General features: G+C 30.4%; 19 protein-coding genes, 1 other RNA gene and 1 pseudogene. 3 read left to right on the top strand and 18 right to left on the bottom strand.

The features are described 5' to 3' along the window. Positions 1 to 316: 316 nt before the first annotated feature. On the bottom strand, positions 317 to 754 hold the full coding sequence (locus GVY01_RS02000) for a GNAT family N-acetyltransferase (RefSeq protein WP_070452414.1): 438 nt from the start codon (positions 752 to 754) through the stop codon (positions 317 to 319). Positions 755 to 773: 19 nt separating this feature from the next. Beyond that, entirely contained in the window at positions 774 to 944 is a 171-nt protein-coding gene (locus tag GVY01_RS01995; protein WP_046466475.1) for a VraH family peptide resistance protein, read from the bottom strand. A gap of 446 nt (positions 945 to 1390) precedes the next feature. Here GVY01_RS01995 and GVY01_RS12585 point away from each other — a divergent pair, with 446 nt between their 5' ends. Then, entirely contained in the window at positions 1391 to 1975 is a 585-nt protein-coding gene (locus tag GVY01_RS12585) for a hypothetical protein (protein ID WP_017637608.1), read from the top strand. Positions 1976 to 2227: 252 nt separating this feature from the next. On the opposite strand, the gene fosB is transcribed toward GVY01_RS12585, so the two are convergent. The 3 genes from fosB to GVY01_RS01975 all read right to left on the bottom strand — a co-directional run bounded on the left by fosB (position 2228) and on the right by GVY01_RS01975 (position 3620). After that, positions 2228 to 2647 carry a FosB/FosD family fosfomycin resistance bacillithiol transferase gene (gene fosB / locus GVY01_RS01985; protein ID WP_017637607.1) on the bottom strand — a complete coding sequence of 140 codons (420 nt, stop codon included), beginning with the start codon at positions 2645 to 2647 and terminating at the stop codon, positions 2228 to 2230. A gap of 30 nt (positions 2648 to 2677) precedes the next feature. After that, a complete protein-coding gene (locus GVY01_RS01980) occupies positions 2678 to 3073 on the bottom strand; it encodes a YjdF family protein (RefSeq protein WP_026083504.1) in 396 nt (131 codons plus the stop codon). Between the two features lie 379 nt (positions 3074 to 3452). After that, positions 3453 to 3620 carry a VraH family peptide resistance protein gene (locus GVY01_RS01975; protein ID WP_017637605.1) on the bottom strand — a complete coding sequence of 56 codons (168 nt, stop codon included), beginning with the start codon at positions 3618 to 3620 and terminating at the stop codon, positions 3453 to 3455. A gap of 149 nt (positions 3621 to 3769) precedes the next feature. On the opposite strand from GVY01_RS01975, the gene GVY01_RS01970 reads away from it, so the two are divergent. Further along, entirely contained in the window at positions 3770 to 4378 is a 609-nt protein-coding gene (locus tag GVY01_RS01970; RefSeq protein WP_017637604.1) for a stage II sporulation protein M, read from the top strand. A gap of 824 nt (positions 4379 to 5202) precedes the next feature. Continuing rightward, complete coding sequence (locus GVY01_RS01965) at positions 5203 to 5811, top strand: hypothetical protein (RefSeq protein ID WP_108168417.1); 609 nt, start codon at positions 5203 to 5205, stop codon at positions 5809 to 5811. A gap of 217 nt (positions 5812 to 6028) precedes the next feature. Here GVY01_RS01965 and GVY01_RS01960 read toward each other — a convergent pair whose 3' ends face one another. The 13 genes and pseudogenes from GVY01_RS01960 to GVY01_RS01900 all read right to left on the bottom strand — a co-directional run bounded on the left by GVY01_RS01960 (position 6029) and on the right by GVY01_RS01900 (position 18877). Next, entirely contained in the window at positions 6029 to 6532 is a 504-nt protein-coding gene (locus tag GVY01_RS01960) for a hypothetical protein (protein ID WP_236549864.1), read from the bottom strand. An 18-nt stretch (positions 6533 to 6550) separates the two neighbouring features. Continuing rightward, the gene (locus GVY01_RS01955) at positions 6551 to 7573 is read right to left on the bottom strand and encodes a hypothetical protein (protein WP_159333624.1); all 1023 of its coding nucleotides are present in this window, start codon (positions 7571 to 7573) and stop codon (positions 6551 to 6553) included. A gap of 185 nt (positions 7574 to 7758) precedes the next feature. Next, a pseudogene (locus GVY01_RS01950) lies at positions 7759 to 8186 on the bottom strand (terminase small subunit). A 341-nt stretch (positions 8187 to 8527) separates the two neighbouring features. After that, positions 8528 to 8889: a transfer-messenger RNA gene (gene ssrA / locus GVY01_RS01945) on the bottom strand. Positions 8890 to 9067: 178 nt separating this feature from the next. Further along, positions 9068 to 9532 (bottom strand): SsrA-binding protein SmpB, encoded by a 465-nt coding sequence (smpB, locus tag GVY01_RS01940; protein WP_017636860.1) that lies wholly within the window; start codon positions 9530 to 9532, stop codon positions 9068 to 9070. A gap of 21 nt (positions 9533 to 9553) precedes the next feature. Further along, on the bottom strand, positions 9554 to 11929 hold the full coding sequence (gene rnr, locus GVY01_RS01935) for a ribonuclease R (protein ID WP_159333623.1): 2376 nt from the start codon (positions 11927 to 11929) through the stop codon (positions 9554 to 9556). A 34-nt stretch (positions 11930 to 11963) separates the two neighbouring features. After that, positions 11964 to 12704 carry an alpha/beta hydrolase gene (locus tag GVY01_RS01930; protein ID WP_017636862.1) on the bottom strand — a complete coding sequence of 247 codons (741 nt, stop codon included), beginning with the start codon at positions 12702 to 12704 and terminating at the stop codon, positions 11964 to 11966. Between the two features lie 173 nt (positions 12705 to 12877). Beyond that, positions 12878 to 13111, bottom strand: coding sequence for a preprotein translocase subunit SecG (gene secG / locus GVY01_RS01925; protein ID WP_017636863.1), 234 nt, complete (start codon positions 13109 to 13111; stop codon positions 12878 to 12880). Between the two features lie 68 nt (positions 13112 to 13179). Beyond that, the gene (locus GVY01_RS01920) at positions 13180 to 13638 is read right to left on the bottom strand and encodes a hypothetical protein (protein ID WP_017636864.1); all 459 of its coding nucleotides are present in this window, start codon (positions 13636 to 13638) and stop codon (positions 13180 to 13182) included. A 217-nt stretch (positions 13639 to 13855) separates the two neighbouring features. Then, a complete protein-coding gene (gene eno / locus GVY01_RS01915; protein ID WP_017636865.1) occupies positions 13856 to 15160 on the bottom strand; it encodes a surface-displayed alpha-enolase in 1305 nt (434 codons plus the stop codon). 140 nt (positions 15161 to 15300) lie between these two features. Further along, the gene (gene gpmI, locus GVY01_RS01910) at positions 15301 to 16818 is read right to left on the bottom strand and encodes a 2,3-bisphosphoglycerate-independent phosphoglycerate mutase (protein WP_017636866.1); all 1518 of its coding nucleotides are present in this window, start codon (positions 16816 to 16818) and stop codon (positions 15301 to 15303) included. A 2-nt stretch (positions 16819 to 16820) separates the two neighbouring features. Next, positions 16821 to 17582, bottom strand: coding sequence for a triose-phosphate isomerase (gene tpiA / locus GVY01_RS01905; protein WP_017636867.1), 762 nt, complete (start codon positions 17580 to 17582; stop codon positions 16821 to 16823). A gap of 104 nt (positions 17583 to 17686) precedes the next feature. Further along, positions 17687 to 18877 (bottom strand): phosphoglycerate kinase, encoded by a 1191-nt coding sequence (locus tag GVY01_RS01900; protein WP_017636868.1) that lies wholly within the window; start codon positions 18875 to 18877, stop codon positions 17687 to 17689. Positions 18878 to 19008: the final 131 nt, after the last annotated feature.

Raw genomic sequence — 19008 nt, 5'->3', positions numbered from 1 at the left:
AGTGTCTTTTTATATGCTATGACATATCTGTAATAACATAACAAAAAAGCCCACAACCACATGGGTTGCAGGTTTGCTATACAGAAAATAGAATTCTAATAAAATATATAAATATCTTTGACAATAAGCGTTATATCAAAACCTATATACTGTATTGCATAATGTATACAATTAGATGTTAATTATCTTTCTTTTTCTTAAATAATTTCTTAATATCATCAAATAATGAACTACTACCTAACCAATTTGAAACAGTTTCCATTGTGAAATTTATGATCTTACCTAATAATTCCATATGTTCGTCCTCCATACATATTTAATTAGATAACTTAAGATGTAAAATAGGATAGTCTCTTCCTTGTCCATCCTGTTCAGATTCATCGTATTTTATAAATCCATTCTTCTTATAAAATTGAATAGCATTTTCATTGTCTTTGTTAACATCAACGTATTGTATTTTCTTGTCTTTAATAAGGGTCTGTACAATTTGTGTACCATAACCTTTATTAAAATATTGAGGGTCTATAAATAACATTTCTAAATTTTGATCATTTGTTCCCGAAAAACCTATCACTTCAATGTCATTCCACCATAAATATCCTTCTACATATTTAAAGTAAGTTGGAATTTCATGTTTTAACGCTATTCTATCTTCATCTTTAAGAAAATCGTGTGTTTCTATTACAGATCTTTCCCAAATTTTTAAAGCTTTATCATAATCTTTTTCATTTAATTTAGTTTTCTTTAATATCATAATATTCTCCTAAGTTAACTCAATCAAAATCATCAGCCATTAAAAATAAATATGCAATAACACCGATAGGAACTCCTAATATGGGTGTAGTAAATATACTTCCTAAAAATATGAATAAAGCTAAAAATATTATATCTTCAATATTCCACTTTTTGTTTAATAAATAGTTCCATATTTGTTTTAAGCTCATATGATATAGTCCTTTCAAAAAATTCTATTACAGAATAACAAAAGCTATGACTAATAAAATGATAGAGATAATTAACGTTATAGTTCCTATAGGTGAATACTTATTTACCATTTTTTCGTATTCACGATCCGAGGCATTTCTTTTCTTCAAATTTCTTATTTTAATCAAAAGGTAAAATGTTTCAAATAGCGAAATAATCAGTAATATAGATAGTAAAATAATCATATAATTCTCCTTTTTCACCTACTATACATATATCATATTTTAATGTTTTGTAAACATAACAACTAAGTGTAATAGCAATCATTTTTAAATATGCTTTTAATTATAGGTATATTTTTTACAATAACAAAACATTATAGCTATCAATAACCTATAGTTAATATTAATAATTAAAATTTAAATGTATTATTAAATTAAATTGTATATTAAGGAGCCAAATCGAAATGAAATTCAAATTATTAGGAACGGCAATATTATCATCAGCGTTAGTTTTAACTGCATGTGGTCAAAGTGAAGACCATTCTAAAAAGGACGATGACAAAAAATCTGAAAGTAAATCAGATAAGAAATCAAACGATCCAAAGAAAAATAAGAAGTCAGATGACAATAAAAAGAAAGACAATAACAAGGACAAACAACAATCAAGTAAAGATAATCAGCAAAATGAACAATCTAATGAACAAAATAACGAACAACAAACACAACAAAACAATACACAGAATAATTCAAATCAGAACAATCAACAAGCTCAACAGCCTCAACAACAAACTGCTCAAAACCAACAAGCAAATAGTAAAGAACCCACTAAAGAAGAAATAGCAGAATGGGATAGACAAAACATCAAAGGTGGTACTGACTATGGTTTAATTGACTCTGAAGAAGATAATTCATCTAGTAGTCAATCTGAAGCAAATTCATCAAATTCACCACGTTCGTTAATTGAAATTAAAGAAGATACCGGTAAAGGTGCCAGTGAATTTACTGATGCAGAATTAGCTGAAGCACAAGCATATGCTGATAAACACTAATATTTTTATGATATTGAGGTAGTACTCTTACTTTTATTATATATATTTAAAAAGCCCGCAAACACATGGATTGCGAGCGTTTTAATGAAAACGAAGTGAGTTCATTAAAACGTTTATCTATTCGTTTAAAAACTGCTATAACTATTGTCATATCAATGTCTACATTATCTAATCAGTCATGTATAAAATGTTATAATCAAAAACAAAAGAGATTTGTTCACTCATATAAATTAGATACAAACTATTATTTACCTATTCATAAAATTTTATATGAGACTTTTCATCTTTATAATAATTTATTCTATCTTGTAATGAACCTGTGTGTAATTCTAATTTATGACCGTCTGGATCAGTAAAATATACTGATTTTTTATCTCTGACATCTCTTGGACGACCTTCTAATATATTTACATGATTTTGTTTTAACCAGTCATACCATTCATCAAAATCCTTCTCATTAATTGAAAAAGCCATATGAGTATATGAGTAATGAAGTTCATTTCTTGGTATTTCTCTTTCTTCGTTTAAAGCTAACCACAAACCACCTATTGTAAAGTAAGCTGTCTTTTCGTTTTCTAATAATATTTTAGCTTTCAGTATATTCTTATAGAATTCAATAGACCTTTTAATATTTGAGACTGAATAAGTAACGTGATTTACGGATTGAATCATATAATTACTCCTATTCACAAATTTTAAACGCTAATGTCCTTTATGCTTTTCTTTAGCTTTATCTTTCTTTATTTCCCTTTTTCTTTCTTTAATGAGTTCTTTTTTCGCCTTACTGCTCTTCTTGGATAACTTTTTATTCAACTCTTGCTCTTCTTTTATAGCTATTTGAGCTTTAGTAATGTCTTTAGGCTTTTTTTGTTCTTTAGCCACTTGTCGTTGCAATCTTTTAGGATTAATTTTTCGTTTTTTCTCTTTGGTTCTAACACTTGTTTTAGTATTTTCAATTAGTAACGATAAATAATTTTCAATGAAATAAAGAATTTCTTCCTCATTCGGTTCTGTACCAAAGGTAAATTTTGCAAATTTAGATTTATTTCCTATTTTATATTCGACTAAACCAATAAAAAATTGTCCGTCATGAAATATAGTAGCTCCACGCTATCCCTCCTCTTAATTATTCAGAAATGATGGACGACCTGAGGAGGAAGGTTACTGACAGATATTATTATCTGCATTGGGACTACCAACCCAATTGTGTTTTTACATTTCTACATATAGTTTAAAATAAATCACAAAAATTTCAATAGAGTACCCAATTTATGTCAAAATCTAAAAATACGACTTCTATAATATTTAGCAGTATATAATTTACTAATTCTTGTAAAACAGATGATTTGAAATACAGTATCGACTCATGATGTTATTTTTAGTATTTACATCATATTTGAGTAAACTCATTTCTAACTGAAATATAAAATATTCATCAGTTCAAATATATTCCTGAACAAGTGGAAATTAACATGTTTTAATCATCGTATAAATCCATCAATAAATAAACTATGATGCCTATTGGAATTCCAAATAGTGGTGTTGTGAAAATGCTTGCTATGATCATATATGTAATCAAAAATAATACATCTTCTGCATCCCACTTTTTATTTATTAAGTATTTCCACATTTCTTTTAAGCTCATAGAATAACCACCTTTTTATGTTTCATCAATAAAGTAATTATTAATACATATATCATATTTTATATTTTTATAAAACTAACTTTTATTAATTTTCTATATTTGATAATGTAAAATTAGATATTTGATAATTATATATTTTGGAGGTAATTATGTTTAAAATTCATGATGATGCTTATATTAAAAGAACTATAAGATTTTTAGTTATAACATTAATAATTATTTTATTTACTTTTATCTTAGCCATTATATTTAGCCCTTCAACTGAAACCATAAAAAATTTATCCAAAGGTATCCCCGATAATGTTGCCAATGCAGTAGGTTTACAAAAAGTTTGGGAATACATAATAAATAATGGTTTTAAAGTTCCTTTTCAAATGCTAATACTAGCTATCATTCCAATCCCTTTTTTGTATTACTTAAATATTATACACACTGCAATACCGCCTGCTATAGCTCTTGGCTTTGTAATTAATTTTGATATTTATAAAGGAAGTATGATAACTATATCTTCGATTCCTCATTTCTTCGTTGAAATATTAGCATTTTGCGTTGTTGCTAGTGGACTTGTTAAAGTTAACCAATCTATATGTAGAAAATTCACTAACTTATTTAGAAAGATTAAAAAAGAAAATATATCCTTTAAATTGTCTATAATCAATTTATTGAAAATATATATATTTATTGCTTTACCTTTATATGTAATAGCAGCTTTTTTTGAAAATTATTTATCGAAATTAATATTTGACTTACTAACCTAAAATAATCAGCCCATTATCAGTAATAGTGGGCTGGTTTCTATCGCAAAAATTCACCTGTATCATCTACAAATATAAGTAATGTCATGCTCACATTTTCATTATCTGTATATATAATGTTATTACATTTCGAGTAGATCACAAACTTCTTATCAATTATCCGTTTTATCAATTACTTCAATCGTTTCCAGATGTTCATTGTTTACGCGACTCTTTCTTCTCTTGTCAAGATATCCTTAACTAAACTCCCTTTAATTCTCTTTTCAACTACTATTAAAAATTTATATACAGGTACATTTTGATAAATGTATAAACTTAACATTTGATAACATTGTACAATGCTAATCCAAACAGTAGTAGGATTCAAATATTTATTAATATCTATCCTTATATTGTTTATCTATCTCAATTATTGTCACTTTTATAAATACAAGAATATTAAATTCACCTATTCAGTTAATCAAATAATCTAGTGAAGTTATAAACTCTGTTTATATTAAAATTCATGTTATTTAACATCTATTCACTTTTTGTGAACTCAAAAACAAAAAGCCCACAACTACATAGGTTGCAGGCTTAATAATGGAGACGGCGAGAGTGTTCATTAAAGCGTGTATCTATTCATGTTAAAATCGCTAAAAGCATTGTCATAACAATGTTTATATTGTTTAGTCAGTTGTGTGTAAAATGTTAAAATTGAAAAAACAAAAAGAAATTTGTGCACTTTAGGAATTTCCGAAATAATATTGTATTAAAAAGATTAGTTGTGATAATGTTTTTATAGTTTCAATATAAATTTAATAATATATTAAGGGTAGGTGCGATTTGTGAAACTTTCAGATAAAAAACAAAAACAATTTCATCGTATTTATAACTACTTAAAAAGTTTAGAGACTGAAACGTTTTTACAAAATATTATTGGCGCTTTCTTTTTAAGTCCTTTTACATTAATAACTTATGCATTTATTTTAGCATGCAAGGTTACATTTATGAATAAATCATTAATTGAAGCTTTATCAAGCGCTGTTTCTTTAATCCTTATATTTTGGGTATTTGCATTGTATTTAATGATGTTTTATATAGTATACTTCAAAGATAAAAATTCATTATTAAAACTTGTTAAAGTAACTATTCTAATAATTATTATGTCTTTTCATTTATACATATTTATTAAAAAGGATATAGAACATCTCACTCATTTTGATAACTACTTTATTATTATTACTTCAGTTCTTATTTCTTACTGGCTAATACAAACTTTCAGAAAGATAATTAGTTCTATTTACAATTGGATATTTAGCGATGAAAGTCAACAACGAGATGAATTAATTAAATTTAAGCTTTCTTTCATAAAAAGCTTACTCATAGGCTTTTTCTCTTTTATTGCTACTATTTTAGGTATAGTATTAACAATTAAAAATTTATTCTTTACTTAAGTCGAGTTAATTTTTATAGAGCACAATTAATAAAGGATGTTGTATAACACGACATCCTTTATTATATAACTTACCGTAGGTTACACAAACTCATTCCTCACAGCAACACAAGACGTTTCTATAGTTACATTTTATTAAATTGTTCGTATACGCTTTTAATTATTTTTTATTATTTGTAGATAGATTTAGAGAGAAAAGATAAATGATTAAAGTTATTTTAATAAATATATATCGAAATTATAGGTAAAATTAACGATAAATAATATATAGATAACTTAACCCAATAATTCGCACCTTTAAAATTAAAATAATGCATAACTAGAAATAAGTTTAAATAAAATATGATAGTAATTAAAGAAAGAACAATATAAAATATACAAAATGTTATTATATTTTTAAAAAGCTTCTTAGCCTGGCCGTTATATTTTTCAATATTTCCAGCCATGAAGGTTAGAGAAGATAGGGTAAAGCCAATAGTAATTGAATAATAAGTTAACAAAAGAGGAATAAATTTTTTTAAAACATCTAATTCTGGGTCAAGATTACATTCTATAATTTCAAAAGCGAAGCAAAGAATAATTATAAATAATATAATAAGTATAAATAAATCTAACTTATTAAATCCTTTTTTAAAATCTTTAAAAAAATTACATGTATAAAAAAAACTTCTCTTCTTTGTTTTAGAACTAGTATTGTCTAAATTATTTATTCTTCTACTCATAATTACTACTCCATTCCTCTATAATTCTACCCCTTTAATACCTCTATATTGAGAGTTATCAATATTCAATTGATTCTCTTCTTCAATTATGCTTTGAATATTTTGAAATAATTGTTGTTCTATTGGGAACCCCTTTATATCAACTTCATTTTTTACATAAAAATCTCTAGTTGTTGAATCTTCAGTGATTTTTTTAGGATAATTATTACTTACATTTCCTTCCACAGCAATATCTTTATATTTTTTACTTTTCGCTAAATATTCAATAAAATTTTTTAATTCGTCAGTAAGTTTTTTATTTTTAAATTTGGTAAGCTTAATTTCTGTCTGATATTCTCCAACATTATTTTTATCTAAATTTTGTTTTAAATCAGCAAAGATATTATTATCTTTTTCATCGTCAATTATTGTTTTTGAAGGATTAATTTTAATACTTTTAACTGTTTTTAACTTACTAATTTTCTCAAGAAATGGTAAAGGTTCTAATAATTCTGTCATATAAAGCTTATTATTATTTTCATCTATAAATGCTTTAGGATTTTCTTCATTAAATTTATTTATATATTTCATTCTTTTAGGTTTTTTTATAAAAAAGTAATTTCTTAATCTTTCAATACTGATAACATATAACTCGTCGTTAACAATATAAAAATATCCACTCTTTTTATCAATTAAGAAACTGACTTTATTTTTAATAGCATCATCTTCTTCATTTTGTCTTGTTACTTTAAATTCAGTAATGTTTAAATTATCTGATATAAAGCCATGTTTTAAAGAAATGAAATTTCCAACTGCAAAATCTTGGCTAAAATCTTCATTATAATTTTCAATATAAAAACTTTCTGTTTTTTTATATGTTTTAAGTCTTTCTTTTTCAACTAGTTTCATTTTTTCTTTAATGCAGTAATTAAATCTATTAAAATCAAAGAAATCTCCTACATGTGTAATATTTCTTTCACTTTCGTTAAATTCAATAGGAGTAGTAATTTTAATAATTTTAATTTTAATATCTTTATCCACTTTCCCCTTAACCTCTTTCATGTGTAGTTTTATACATTATATATTTAAATCTACAAAATAAAAAGATTATATATGAAAAAAGCAACTACACAATATCATTATATTATATTTTAGTACCTAGTACTGTTTATTTATCCTACTCCTCAAACCTACCTAATATCATCAATATAAAAATCTGCATTCGGATATTGTTTATTTAACTTTTCTTAATCTCTCTCGTTCTTTTCATCTTCTTGACCTATACTATTAATAAACACTGGTAATGGCATATTCACATCTACCTTATCCGTAACATGCCGAGCAAATCACGAGCTTTCAAACGATCACTTGTTTTAATAGGTACTTCAACTGTTTCCACATGTTCGTTGTATACGAGGTTCATCCTCCTGTATCTGGATTAACTTTTTTTAACTACAACTTCTTTTGTTTCCGTTTCATCGCCTACTGCTGATTGTGTTAATAGAAACAATGTTTCTTTGGCAGATAAAATGGTATCGTCCATAATCTCAACTTTCTTACTTTGAATCTATTGGTCCGCTTTTTCTTTGCGTAGTAACTTAATACCTGTTACGTGAGCACTATTCGAGCTATGTACTGCCTCTATAACCCTTTGAGTAACATTGAGTGTCTTTATTTATATTTATCACTAATGTAATACATACATTTGTGTCCAACTTATATATTTGTTGTTAATAAGTTATTGCTTGGAAATTACACCATTCAATGGCATTAGCATATTGCATATCCTGGAGTCTTCGGATCCCAACTCATTCAGCATACGATATTTTCATCTCTATCTCAGTATTGTCGCTTTTATAAAAACAGAAATAATAAAATTAGTTGTTTGATTAATCAAATGATTTAGTGAAGTAATAAGTTACTATTTATTCTGGAACTTATTACTTCACTATCTTGTACACTTTTTTTCTTCTCAAAAAACAAAAAAGCCCACAACCACATGGGTTGCAGGCTTAATAATGGAGACGGCGGGATTTGAACCCGCGTCCAGAGGTCCTGATACAAATTTTTCTACGTGTGTAGTTTATCATTGAATTTCGCATAATGAGAGGTGATAAACAACCAACATTATGCTAGTTTGATTAAGTTTCATCTAAACAGACTTCAAACGGCAGTGTTTAGCATATCCTATTAAGGTTGAATCGCGTTAACAGCACATAGGAAATGCTGTTAGGCGATGCAGAGTGCTATTACGCAGCTACTGCGAAATTATTGTTTGATTTGCCAGTTATTATAAACTGAGTGTGTTAGTGACGGAGACAACCCTCCGACACGCTTAATAAGCTCTGGGGACCCCTGTCGAATCCATAAACGTCCCCGTAATAAAAAGTGTACTTTGTAGAATTCAAACTCATCTTTCAGTCAATAACATCTCGATCTCAAACAACATCAAGTCATTTAAGTCGCGAACCAAATTTATGAACTAAAATACATTCACTTTTCTAACAAAGCACTTATTAATATATCAAATGTAGCCCGTGTAAGCAATAGTATTGCTTAATAACGGGCTTTTACAGCTCGATCCATATCACGTTTAACTGCTTTTTCTTTTAAAGCTTGTCGTTTGTCATATTTTTTCTTACCTCGAGCAATGCCTAGTAATACTTTACATTGACCATGCTTCAAATATAATTTTAACGGAATGATTGAATAACCAATTTCACGTGTACGGTCACCTAGTTTTAAAATTTCACGCTTATGCAATAGCAACTTACGAGAACGTAATGGATCATGATTGAAACGGTTACCTTCTTCATAAGGTGCAATATGCATATTATTTAAATAGATTTCGCCACGTTTAACTTGAGCATAACTATCTTTTAAATTGGCACTACCTCTACGTATAGATTTAATTTCTGTACCTTGTAACACAATACCCGCTTCAATCGTATCTTCAATATTATAATCATGTCTTGCTTTGCGATTTTCAGCTAGTGTGCCCGGTGATTTTTTCTTAGCCATTCTGTCTCACCTCTTTGCTGCTTATTTTTTCTTTTTACGTGATTTTTTCTTTACACTTTTATCTTTGTAAAATGGTTTATGCTTTGTATTTCCTTTTTTATCTTGTTGGCGCGCATTTTTACCTTTACGTTGTTTACGCTTATTCTTACCGTTACCTTTATCATCAGATTTTGATTTATCTAATGATTTACCACGTGTCTTTGCTTGGATTGTTTTACCACGTGCTGGTCTTTGACTTCTATCATTTTTAGGTAATGGCATACCAACGATTTGGAAATCAATCATGCGTTCGTCTACATCAACGTGAGTGACTTTCACTTTAACAGCATCACCAATGCGGAATACTTTAGCTTGACGTTCACCAATTAAAGCCATTTGACGTTCATCAAAACGATAATAATCATCTGTCATATTAGACATATGAACCATACCTTCAATCGTGTTTGGTAATTCTACAAACATACCGAAGTTAGCTACTGAACTAATGATACCCTCAAATTCTTCATCAATATGTTGTACCATGTATTCAGATTTTTTCAGATCATCTGTATCACGTTCTGCCTCGATTGCTCGACGTTCACGTTGAGACGTATGCTCTGCAAGTTCTGGAAGTTTATCTTCCCATTTGCGTTGTTCTTTCTTATCCATTGAATGTTCAATTAGATACTTACGAATTAAACGGTGGACAGTTAAATCTGGATAACGACGAATTGGTGATGTGAAATGAGTATAGTACTCTGCTGATAAACCAAAGTGACCTAAGTTCACATCATCATAATGTGCTTGTTGCATAGAACGAAGCATCATTGTAGAAATAACCATTTGTTCTGGACGACCTTCAACTTCTTCTTGAATACTTTGAAGCGTTGTTGGATGGATGTCTTCTCCAGTACCTTTAATCATAATGCCGAAGTTCGTAATAAAGTCAAAGAACTGTCTTAAACGGTCTGATTTAGGTTGTTCATGGACACGATATATAAATGGTACTTCCAACTTATTAAAGTGCTCAGCAACGGTTTCATTAGCTGCTAACATGAATGATTCTATTAGTCGTTCACCTTCACCACGTTCACGAATTTGAACATCAGTTGGAATACCTTCATTATTAACTAAAACTTTAGCTTCACTAATATCAAAGTCTATTTCACCACGACGTCTACGCATATTTACTAAACGGTTAGATAAACCTTGAGCTAAATCTAACATGTCAGTAATTTCACTGTATTGACGACGTACATCTGGGTTTTGATCAGTGATGATTTGATTGACCGCATCATACGTCATTCTGTAATTAGAATGGATAACACTGTCGAAAATTTCATGATTGACTACTTCACCACGAGCGTTGATTTCCATACGACAACTTAGCGTTAAACGATCAACCTCTGGATTTAATGAACAAATACCGTTACTTAATCTATGCGGTATCATTGGAATCACTCTGTCAACTAAATACACACTTGTTGCTCTGTCATATGCTTCTTTATCTAATGCAGAATCTTCGGTCACATAATAGCTGACATCTGCAATACTTACAGTAAGCTCAGTATTACCGTTTTTTAACTTTTTAACACTGATAGCATCGTCTAAATCTTTAGCATCTGCGCCATCAATTGTAATAGTTAATTCATCTCTTAAGTCATGACGTCCTTCTATTTCTGAAGGCTTGATTTCTTCAGGAACATTTTCTGCTTCTTTAAGTACGTTGTCAGGAAATTCTATTTCTATACCATGTTGGTAGATGATTGATAAAATATCTACGCCTGGATCATTTTTATGACCTAAGATAGCTGAAATATGTCCTTCTGGATTATCTGTACCATCTGCATATTTTGTAATTTGGACTAATACTTTATGTCCATCTACTGCTCCTAAACTTTGACCTTTAGGAATAAAAATATCTTGCATGATACGTTTATCATCTGGAATCACAAAACCAAAATGTTTCGCTTCACTATAAGTTCCTACGACTTGAGTGACAGAATGTTTTTCAATAGATTTTACTTCACCTTCTGTTTTACCTTTAAAGTCGCCTCTACCTTTATGAACTTCTACGATAACTGTATCGCCATCTAATGCTCTATTAATTTTTGTTGGTGGAATAAAGATGTCATCTACACCTTCTTCTTCCGGTCTAAGAAAAGCAAATCCTTTTTTATTCTGGCTTAATGTTCCTCTTACCAATTTTGAATTTGTTTTATTAGATTGCTTTCTTTGATATCTATCTGTCTTAGTACGTTCTATTAAACCAGTTTGCTCTAGTTCAACAAGCACCTTTATTAAATCTCTGAATGAGTCGGCACTATTTAAACCTAATGCATCTTGAAAATCTGATACTGACATGGGTTCATAATCAGGTTGTTTAATCATTTCTTCGATGGATTGTTTTAAATTCATTATGCCCCTCCTTTCTATCTATCTTGTTTATTTTTTATTCTGACCAATCTAATGATTCTAAAAAATCGTATATATCTTCAAAGACTTGTTCTTTTTCTTTATCAATCGTAATCACATGTCCTGAATTCGCATACCATTTGATATCTTTATCATCAGATTCTACAGTTTCATATATATAATTTGCTGACTGAGGATCAATCATTTTATCTTGTTCTGCTTGGACAACAAATATTGGGTCCATCACTTCATCAACTTGATTTTTGACACCTTTCATCGTAGCACTTAATTCTTCAAGTGTTTCTGTAGGATGAAAATGTTCCATTTCATAATCAATCGTTGCTTGGTCTTTACCCTCATATTTCTTAAAATTTCTAGCGTATTCTAAAAATCCTTCATAAATCGTGCTTGATGATTTATCATCCATTGGCGCACACATTGTTATAATACCCTTAACATCTCTGTTTAAGCTTAATTTTAATGCAAAAACACCACCTAATGATAAACCAGCAACTGCTATTTCGTCATATCCTTGGTCTACTAAATATTCATATCCATCTAAAACATCTTTAAACCATACATAAGGACTCGATTTCAAAATTTCTTCTGGTGGCGCAGCATGTCCTTCATATTGTGGCGCATAAGACGTATAGCCTTTTTTCTGTAAGAAACGACCTAATTGTCTTACATCTGAAGAATTACCAGTAAAACCATGTAATAACAATACTGCACGTTTACCTTCTTCAAAAAAGAAAGGCTTAGGTAGTTTGATTTGCATTATGTTCATCCCTCTTCCAAAAATTTATAAGATTTATTTAAATATGAGTTTTAAATTACATTAAGTATTATTTTGAACTCTAAGTGTATTATTTGAACTTCATTGCTTTTTATATCATTTATTTTGCAAGTATAATTATAAATAAAAAAGCCCGACATGAACATCGTCGGACCTTATATACCAAGATAACTTATGCCAATCATAAGTAAAAAGAATATTACAGATAAAATTATTGTTAATCTATGCAAGAATAAATCGACGCCACGTTGTTTTTGTTTACCAAATAACTGTTCTGCGCCACCACTGATAGCACCTGAAAGTCCATTACTTTTTCCTTCTTGGAGTAATACAACAGTCACTAATGCAATACAATCTATTATTAATAACACGATGAAAAATGTATGCATAAAAATTGTCCTCCATTCATTATATACGAAACGAATTATAACACATCTTCGTATTAATTATCAATCTTCTATCGATTGAATGTACTTTTGCGTTTAATTGAAACGATTAACATATAAGCAGCTAAAATAAGTGACCCAATTACTACAATTAAAATTGGAAATGCAGCAATGACATTTTTAGCTTCTAATATACCTTGTACGACCATATAGAGGTTAACAAGAGTGAAAAATGCATTAGAAATATAAACAGCAAACATAAACCACCATAAGTAAGGATGGCGATTCCAATAAGCAATAACGCCTGCTAAATATGCTAATAAATACATAATACCATCAAATCTAAAACTATTTAATACTTGATTCACAGAGTGTGTTGTTGTCTTCTGACCTGCTAATGATAATAGTGATTTCACAGTCGTTGTATCTAACACGAAAAAGTTATGAATGATTAACAGGATAAAAAATATAAGTGAACTGATAGCAATTACATTACCTGTAACAACTTCTCGTCTCGTAGTTTCAGCCATTTTAGTTCTCCTTTTGAAATTGAATACTTTTATTATTATACCAGTTTCAATGTATAAGTTAAATCATACTAATTTAAATGACATTCTAATATTAAATGTATTTTTAAATATAAAAAACCCGTTACAGCCTCAACTCTGTAACGGGTTATCATCTAGAATGCGCTTCCTAGATATTTAGCGTGAACTTTATTGCGTAAACTCAACATTTAAGTCAAACTTATTTGTCTAAATTGTAGAATGATTTGATTCCATCAAATTTAGCTGTTTCATATAATTCATCTTCAATACGTAATAATTGATTGTATTTAGCAATACGGTCAGTTCTTGATAATGAACCAGTTTTGATTTGACCAGCATTAGTTGCTACAGCAATATCAGAGATTGTAGTATCTTCTGTTTCACCTGAACGGTGAGAAACTACTGCAGTGTAACCAGCTTTTTGAGCCATTTCGATAGCATCAAATGTTTCAGTTAATGTACCGATTTGGTTAACTTTAATTAAGATTGAGTTACCGATACCTTGTTCGATACCTTTATTTAGAATTTCAGTGTTAGTTACGAATAAATCGTCACCTACTAATTGTACTTTATCGCCGATACGATCTGTAAGTTGTTTCCAACCGTCCCAGTCGTTTTCGTCCATACCATCTTCAATTGTGATGATTGGATATTTGTTAATTAATTGTTCTAAGTAGTCAACTTGTTCAGCTGCACTACGTTTAGCACCATGTTCACCTTCGAATTTAGTGTAGTCATATACGCCATCTTCGTAGAATTCTGATGAAGCACAGTCAAATCCTAAGAATACTTCTTCGCCTGGTTTATATCCAGCAGCTTCAATAGCTTGAATGATAGTTTCTACAGCATCTTCTGTACCTTCAAATTTAGGAGCGAAACCACCTTCGTCACCTACTGCAGTTTCTAATCCACGTTTACTTAAAATTGATTTTAAGTTGTGGAAGATTTCAGCGCCCCAACGTAATGATTCTTTAAATGATTCAGCACCTACTGGTAAAATCATGAATTCTTGGAATGCGATTGGTGCATCTGAGTGTGAACCACCATTAACGATGTTCATCATAGGTACTGGTAATTGTTTACCATTAAATCCGCCTAAATATTTGTATAAAGGTTGACCTAATAAGTCAGCAGCTGCTCTAGCTACAGCGATTGATACACCTAAAATAGCGTTAGCACCTAATTTACCTTTATTTGAAGTACCGTCTAATTGAATCATCATTTTGTCGATAGATACTTGATCTAATACTGAAAATTCACCTTCAACGATTTCTGGTGCGATAATTTCATTCACGTTTTCAACAGCTTTAGTAACACCTTTACCTAAGTAACGTGATTTATCACCGTCACGTAATTCTACTGCTTCGTGTTCACCTGTAGAAGCACCTGATGGTACTAATGCACGGCCGAAAGCGCCACTTTCAGTTAATACTTCTACCTCAACTGTTGGGTTACCACGTGAGTCTAAGACTTCGCGAGCGTAAACATCTGTAATAATTGGCATGTTTAATTTCTCCTTTAAATATATGATTTAAAGCTATTATAGCTTTATTTATTTGATTAATAAAATAATAATACATGTCGTTAACGAAAAGTTAACAAATAAGGAGTGTTTTCCCCTTATTTGTAACAACTTTCCTAACATTAATGATTAATTAAAGATTCTCCAGTCATATCTTCTGGTTGTTGAACATTTAATAAATCTAATAATGTTGGAGCTAAATCTCCTAAACGTCCTGTTTCTCTTAATGTTACGCCTTCTTTAGTAACAATAACTGGAACTGGGTTAGTTGTATGAGTTGTCATAGGTTGATCATCATCTGTTAGGACTTGGTCAGAGTTGCCATGGTCTGCAGTGATAATCGCATGACCACCCATATCGATAATTTTATCTACAACTTCACCTAAACATTCGTCAACTGCTTCAATCGCTTTGATTGTTGGTTCTAACATACCACTGTGACCAACCATATCAGGATTAGCAAAGTTTAATAAGATTAAATCTAAATCACCTTTGTCTAATTCTTCTAATAAAGCATCTTTGACTTCATATGCACTCATTTCTGGTTTCAAGTCGTAAGTTGCAACTTTAGGTGAATCAATTAGTCGTCTACGTTCGCCTTCGAATTCAGCATTACGACCCCCACTCATGAAATACGTAACATGTGGGAATTTTTCAGTTTCAGCTATACGTAATTGTTTAAGATTATTGTCTTGAGCTACTTCACCGATAGTGTTTTTAAGGTCTACTTTTTCAAATACAACTTCTGCATCAACATCATCATTGTATTTTGTGAATGTAGCATAGAATAAATCATTCACACGTTCTACTTTGAAACCTTCGAATGCTTTATTAGTGAATATTTCAGATAGTTGAGCTGCTCTATCAGGACGGAAGTTATAGAAAATAACTGCATCTCCGTCATTAACACCTTCATTTTGTCCTTCAACGATAAATGGCTCAACAAATTCGTCAGTTAAGTCTTTAGCATAGTTCGCTTCTACACCTTCTTTAGCTGTAGAGAACGTTGGACCTTCAAAATTACGGATGGCATTATAAGCTTTTTGCTCGCGATCCCAACGTTTGTCACGGTCCATTGCATAATAACGACCTGAAACAGAAGCGAATTGACCAACACCTAGCTCTTTAAATTTAGCTTCAGTGTCTTCGATATATTTAATTGCAGATTTTTGATCAACGTCACGTCCATCTAAAAATGCATGTACATATACTTTTTCAAGACCTTGTTTTTTAGCTAATTCTAAAATAGCGAACAAGTGTTGATAATGACTGTGAACACCACCATCAGAAAGTAAACCAAAAACATGTAATGCTGAGTTATTATCTTTAACATGTTTAACTGCGTTGTTTAACACATCATTTTCAAAGAAATCTCCATCTTCGATTGATTTGTTAATACGAGTTAAACTTTGATAAACAACACGCCCAGCACCAATGTTCATATGACCTACTTCTGAGTTACCCATTTGGCCTTCAGGAAGACCTACATCTAAACCACTAGCTTCGATTTGTGTAGTTGGATATTTACTATAATAACGATCGAAATTAGGTTTATTAGCTAATTTCACAGCGTTACCGTGTTCACTTTCACGATTTGCAAAACCATCTAAAATGATTAGGGCAGTTGGTTGTTTTGCCATAATTATTTTGCACCTTCTAACAATTGTTCAAAATCTTCTACTTTTAATGAAGCGCCGCCTACTAATGCGCCATCGATGTCTGATTGAGCCATGTATTCTTTAATGTTGTTAGGTTTAACACTACCACCATATTGAATACGAGTTGCATCAGCTACATCTTGACTTGAAACGTCTGCAAGTGTTTTACGTACGTGTGCACACATTTCATTAGCATCTTCAGATGTAGATGATTTACCTGTACCGATAGCCCAAATTGGTTCATATGCGATAACAACTTGTTTAAGTTGTTCGTCTGATAAACCTTCAACAGCTTTCTTAACTTGGTTACCTACAACTTCATTTGCTTTTCCACTTTCACGTTCTTCATCTGATTCACCAACACAAATAATTGGTGTCATACCATGATTGAAGATAGCATGTGCTTTTTTGTTAACTTCTTCGTCAGTTTCGTGGAATAAATCACGACGTTCAGAGTGTCCGATAACAACATATTTTACGCCTAAATCAGCTAATGCTACAGGAGATGTTTCACCTGTGAAAGCACCATTATCTTCAAAATATGCATTTTGAGCACCGATTTGTAAGCCTTTAGCTTTGCCATCTTTAACTGCTGTAATTAATGCGTCTAATTGGATTGTTGGTGCACAAATTACTGATTCAACTTCTTTTGGATCAGGTAATGTTGATAATTCGTTAACGAAATCTTTAGCTTCTTGAACTGTTTTGTTCATTTTCCAGTTACCTGCGATAATTGGTGTTCTCATTCATTACACTCCTTAATAATTTAATGTTTATTAAAATTCTTAAAATGTCTTTCGTGTTTTATTTTCCCAAATATATTCGAGAAAAACACAGAGTTACATTTATATTATTTATCATTGATTGCTTTAATACCTGGTAATTCTTTACCTTCTAGGTATTCTAATGATGCACCGCCACCTGTAGAGATGTGAGAGAAGTCATCTTCGAATCCAAGTGAGATTGCTGCAGCTGCAGAATCACCACCACCGATAATTGTTACAGCATCTTGTAAGTTAGCGATTGATTTACATACACCAATAGTACCTTTAGCAAAATTACTAAATTCGAATACACCCATAGGTCCATTCCATACTACTGTATGCGCACCTTGTAATTCTTTGTTGAATAATTCAACTGTTTTAGGACCAATATCCATTGATTCTTGATCTTTTGGAATTTCATCAATTGATACTTCAGTAATTTCAGCATCATTTGAAAATTCTTTAGCTACTTTAGCATCAATAGGTAATACGATTTGGTCTCCATTGCTTTCTAATAATTCTTTAGCAAAGTCAATTTTATCTTCTTCTAATAGAGATAAACCAATTTCTTTACCTTGTGCTTTAAGGAAAGTATAAGCCATTCCACCACCGATAAGAATTTTATCAGCAATATTTAATAAGTTTTTGATTACACCAATTTTATCAGATACTTTAGCACCACCAAGGATTGCTACTACTGGTTTGTGTGGATCATTAACTACGCCACCGATGAATTTAATTTCTTTTTCCATTAAGAAACCTGCTGCAGTTTCTAAATGAGTAGAAATACCTACGTTAGAAGCATGTTCACGGTGAGCAGTACCGAAAGCATCATTGACAAATACGTCACCTAATGAAGCCCAATATTTACCTAATTCTGGGTCATTTTTAGATTCTTTTTTACCATCTAAATCTTCAAAACGAGTGTTTTGTACTAATAAAACATCGCCAGCTTTTAAATCTTTAATTGAAGATTCTAATTTTTCTCCACGAGTTTCAGGTACGAATACTACGTCTTTGTTTAATTTTTTAGATAAATCATCAGCAACAGGTTTTAAAGTTAATGATTCTTTGTCGCTTTCTTCTTTCACTTTACCTAAGTGTGAGAATAATACTACCTTACCACCTTGTTCGATGATGTATTTGATTGTTGATAATGCTTGAACAATACGGTTGTCGTTTGTAATTTCACCATCTTTTAAAGGTACGTTAAAGTCAGCACGAACTAATACCGTTTTGTCTTTAAGTTCTAAATCAGAAACTATTTTTTTAGCCATTTTCATTTCCTCCTTTAATTAGGAAAACATATATTAAAAAATAAGCGGAGAAGCGTTTGTGCTCCCCGCTTACTCATAAGCTTTATTATAAATTTTAACAGTTAAGAGCACTAGTTAAATTAACTATGCTT

Origin of the sequence: Staphylococcus sp. 8AQ, assembly GCF_902506595.1 — a bacterium.
Classification (GTDB): domain Bacteria; phylum Bacillota; class Bacilli; order Staphylococcales; family Staphylococcaceae; genus Staphylococcus; species Staphylococcus pasteuri.
The sequence above is the reverse complement of the archived record's forward strand: the minus strand, read 5'-3'. Positions and strand labels throughout refer to the sequence as shown.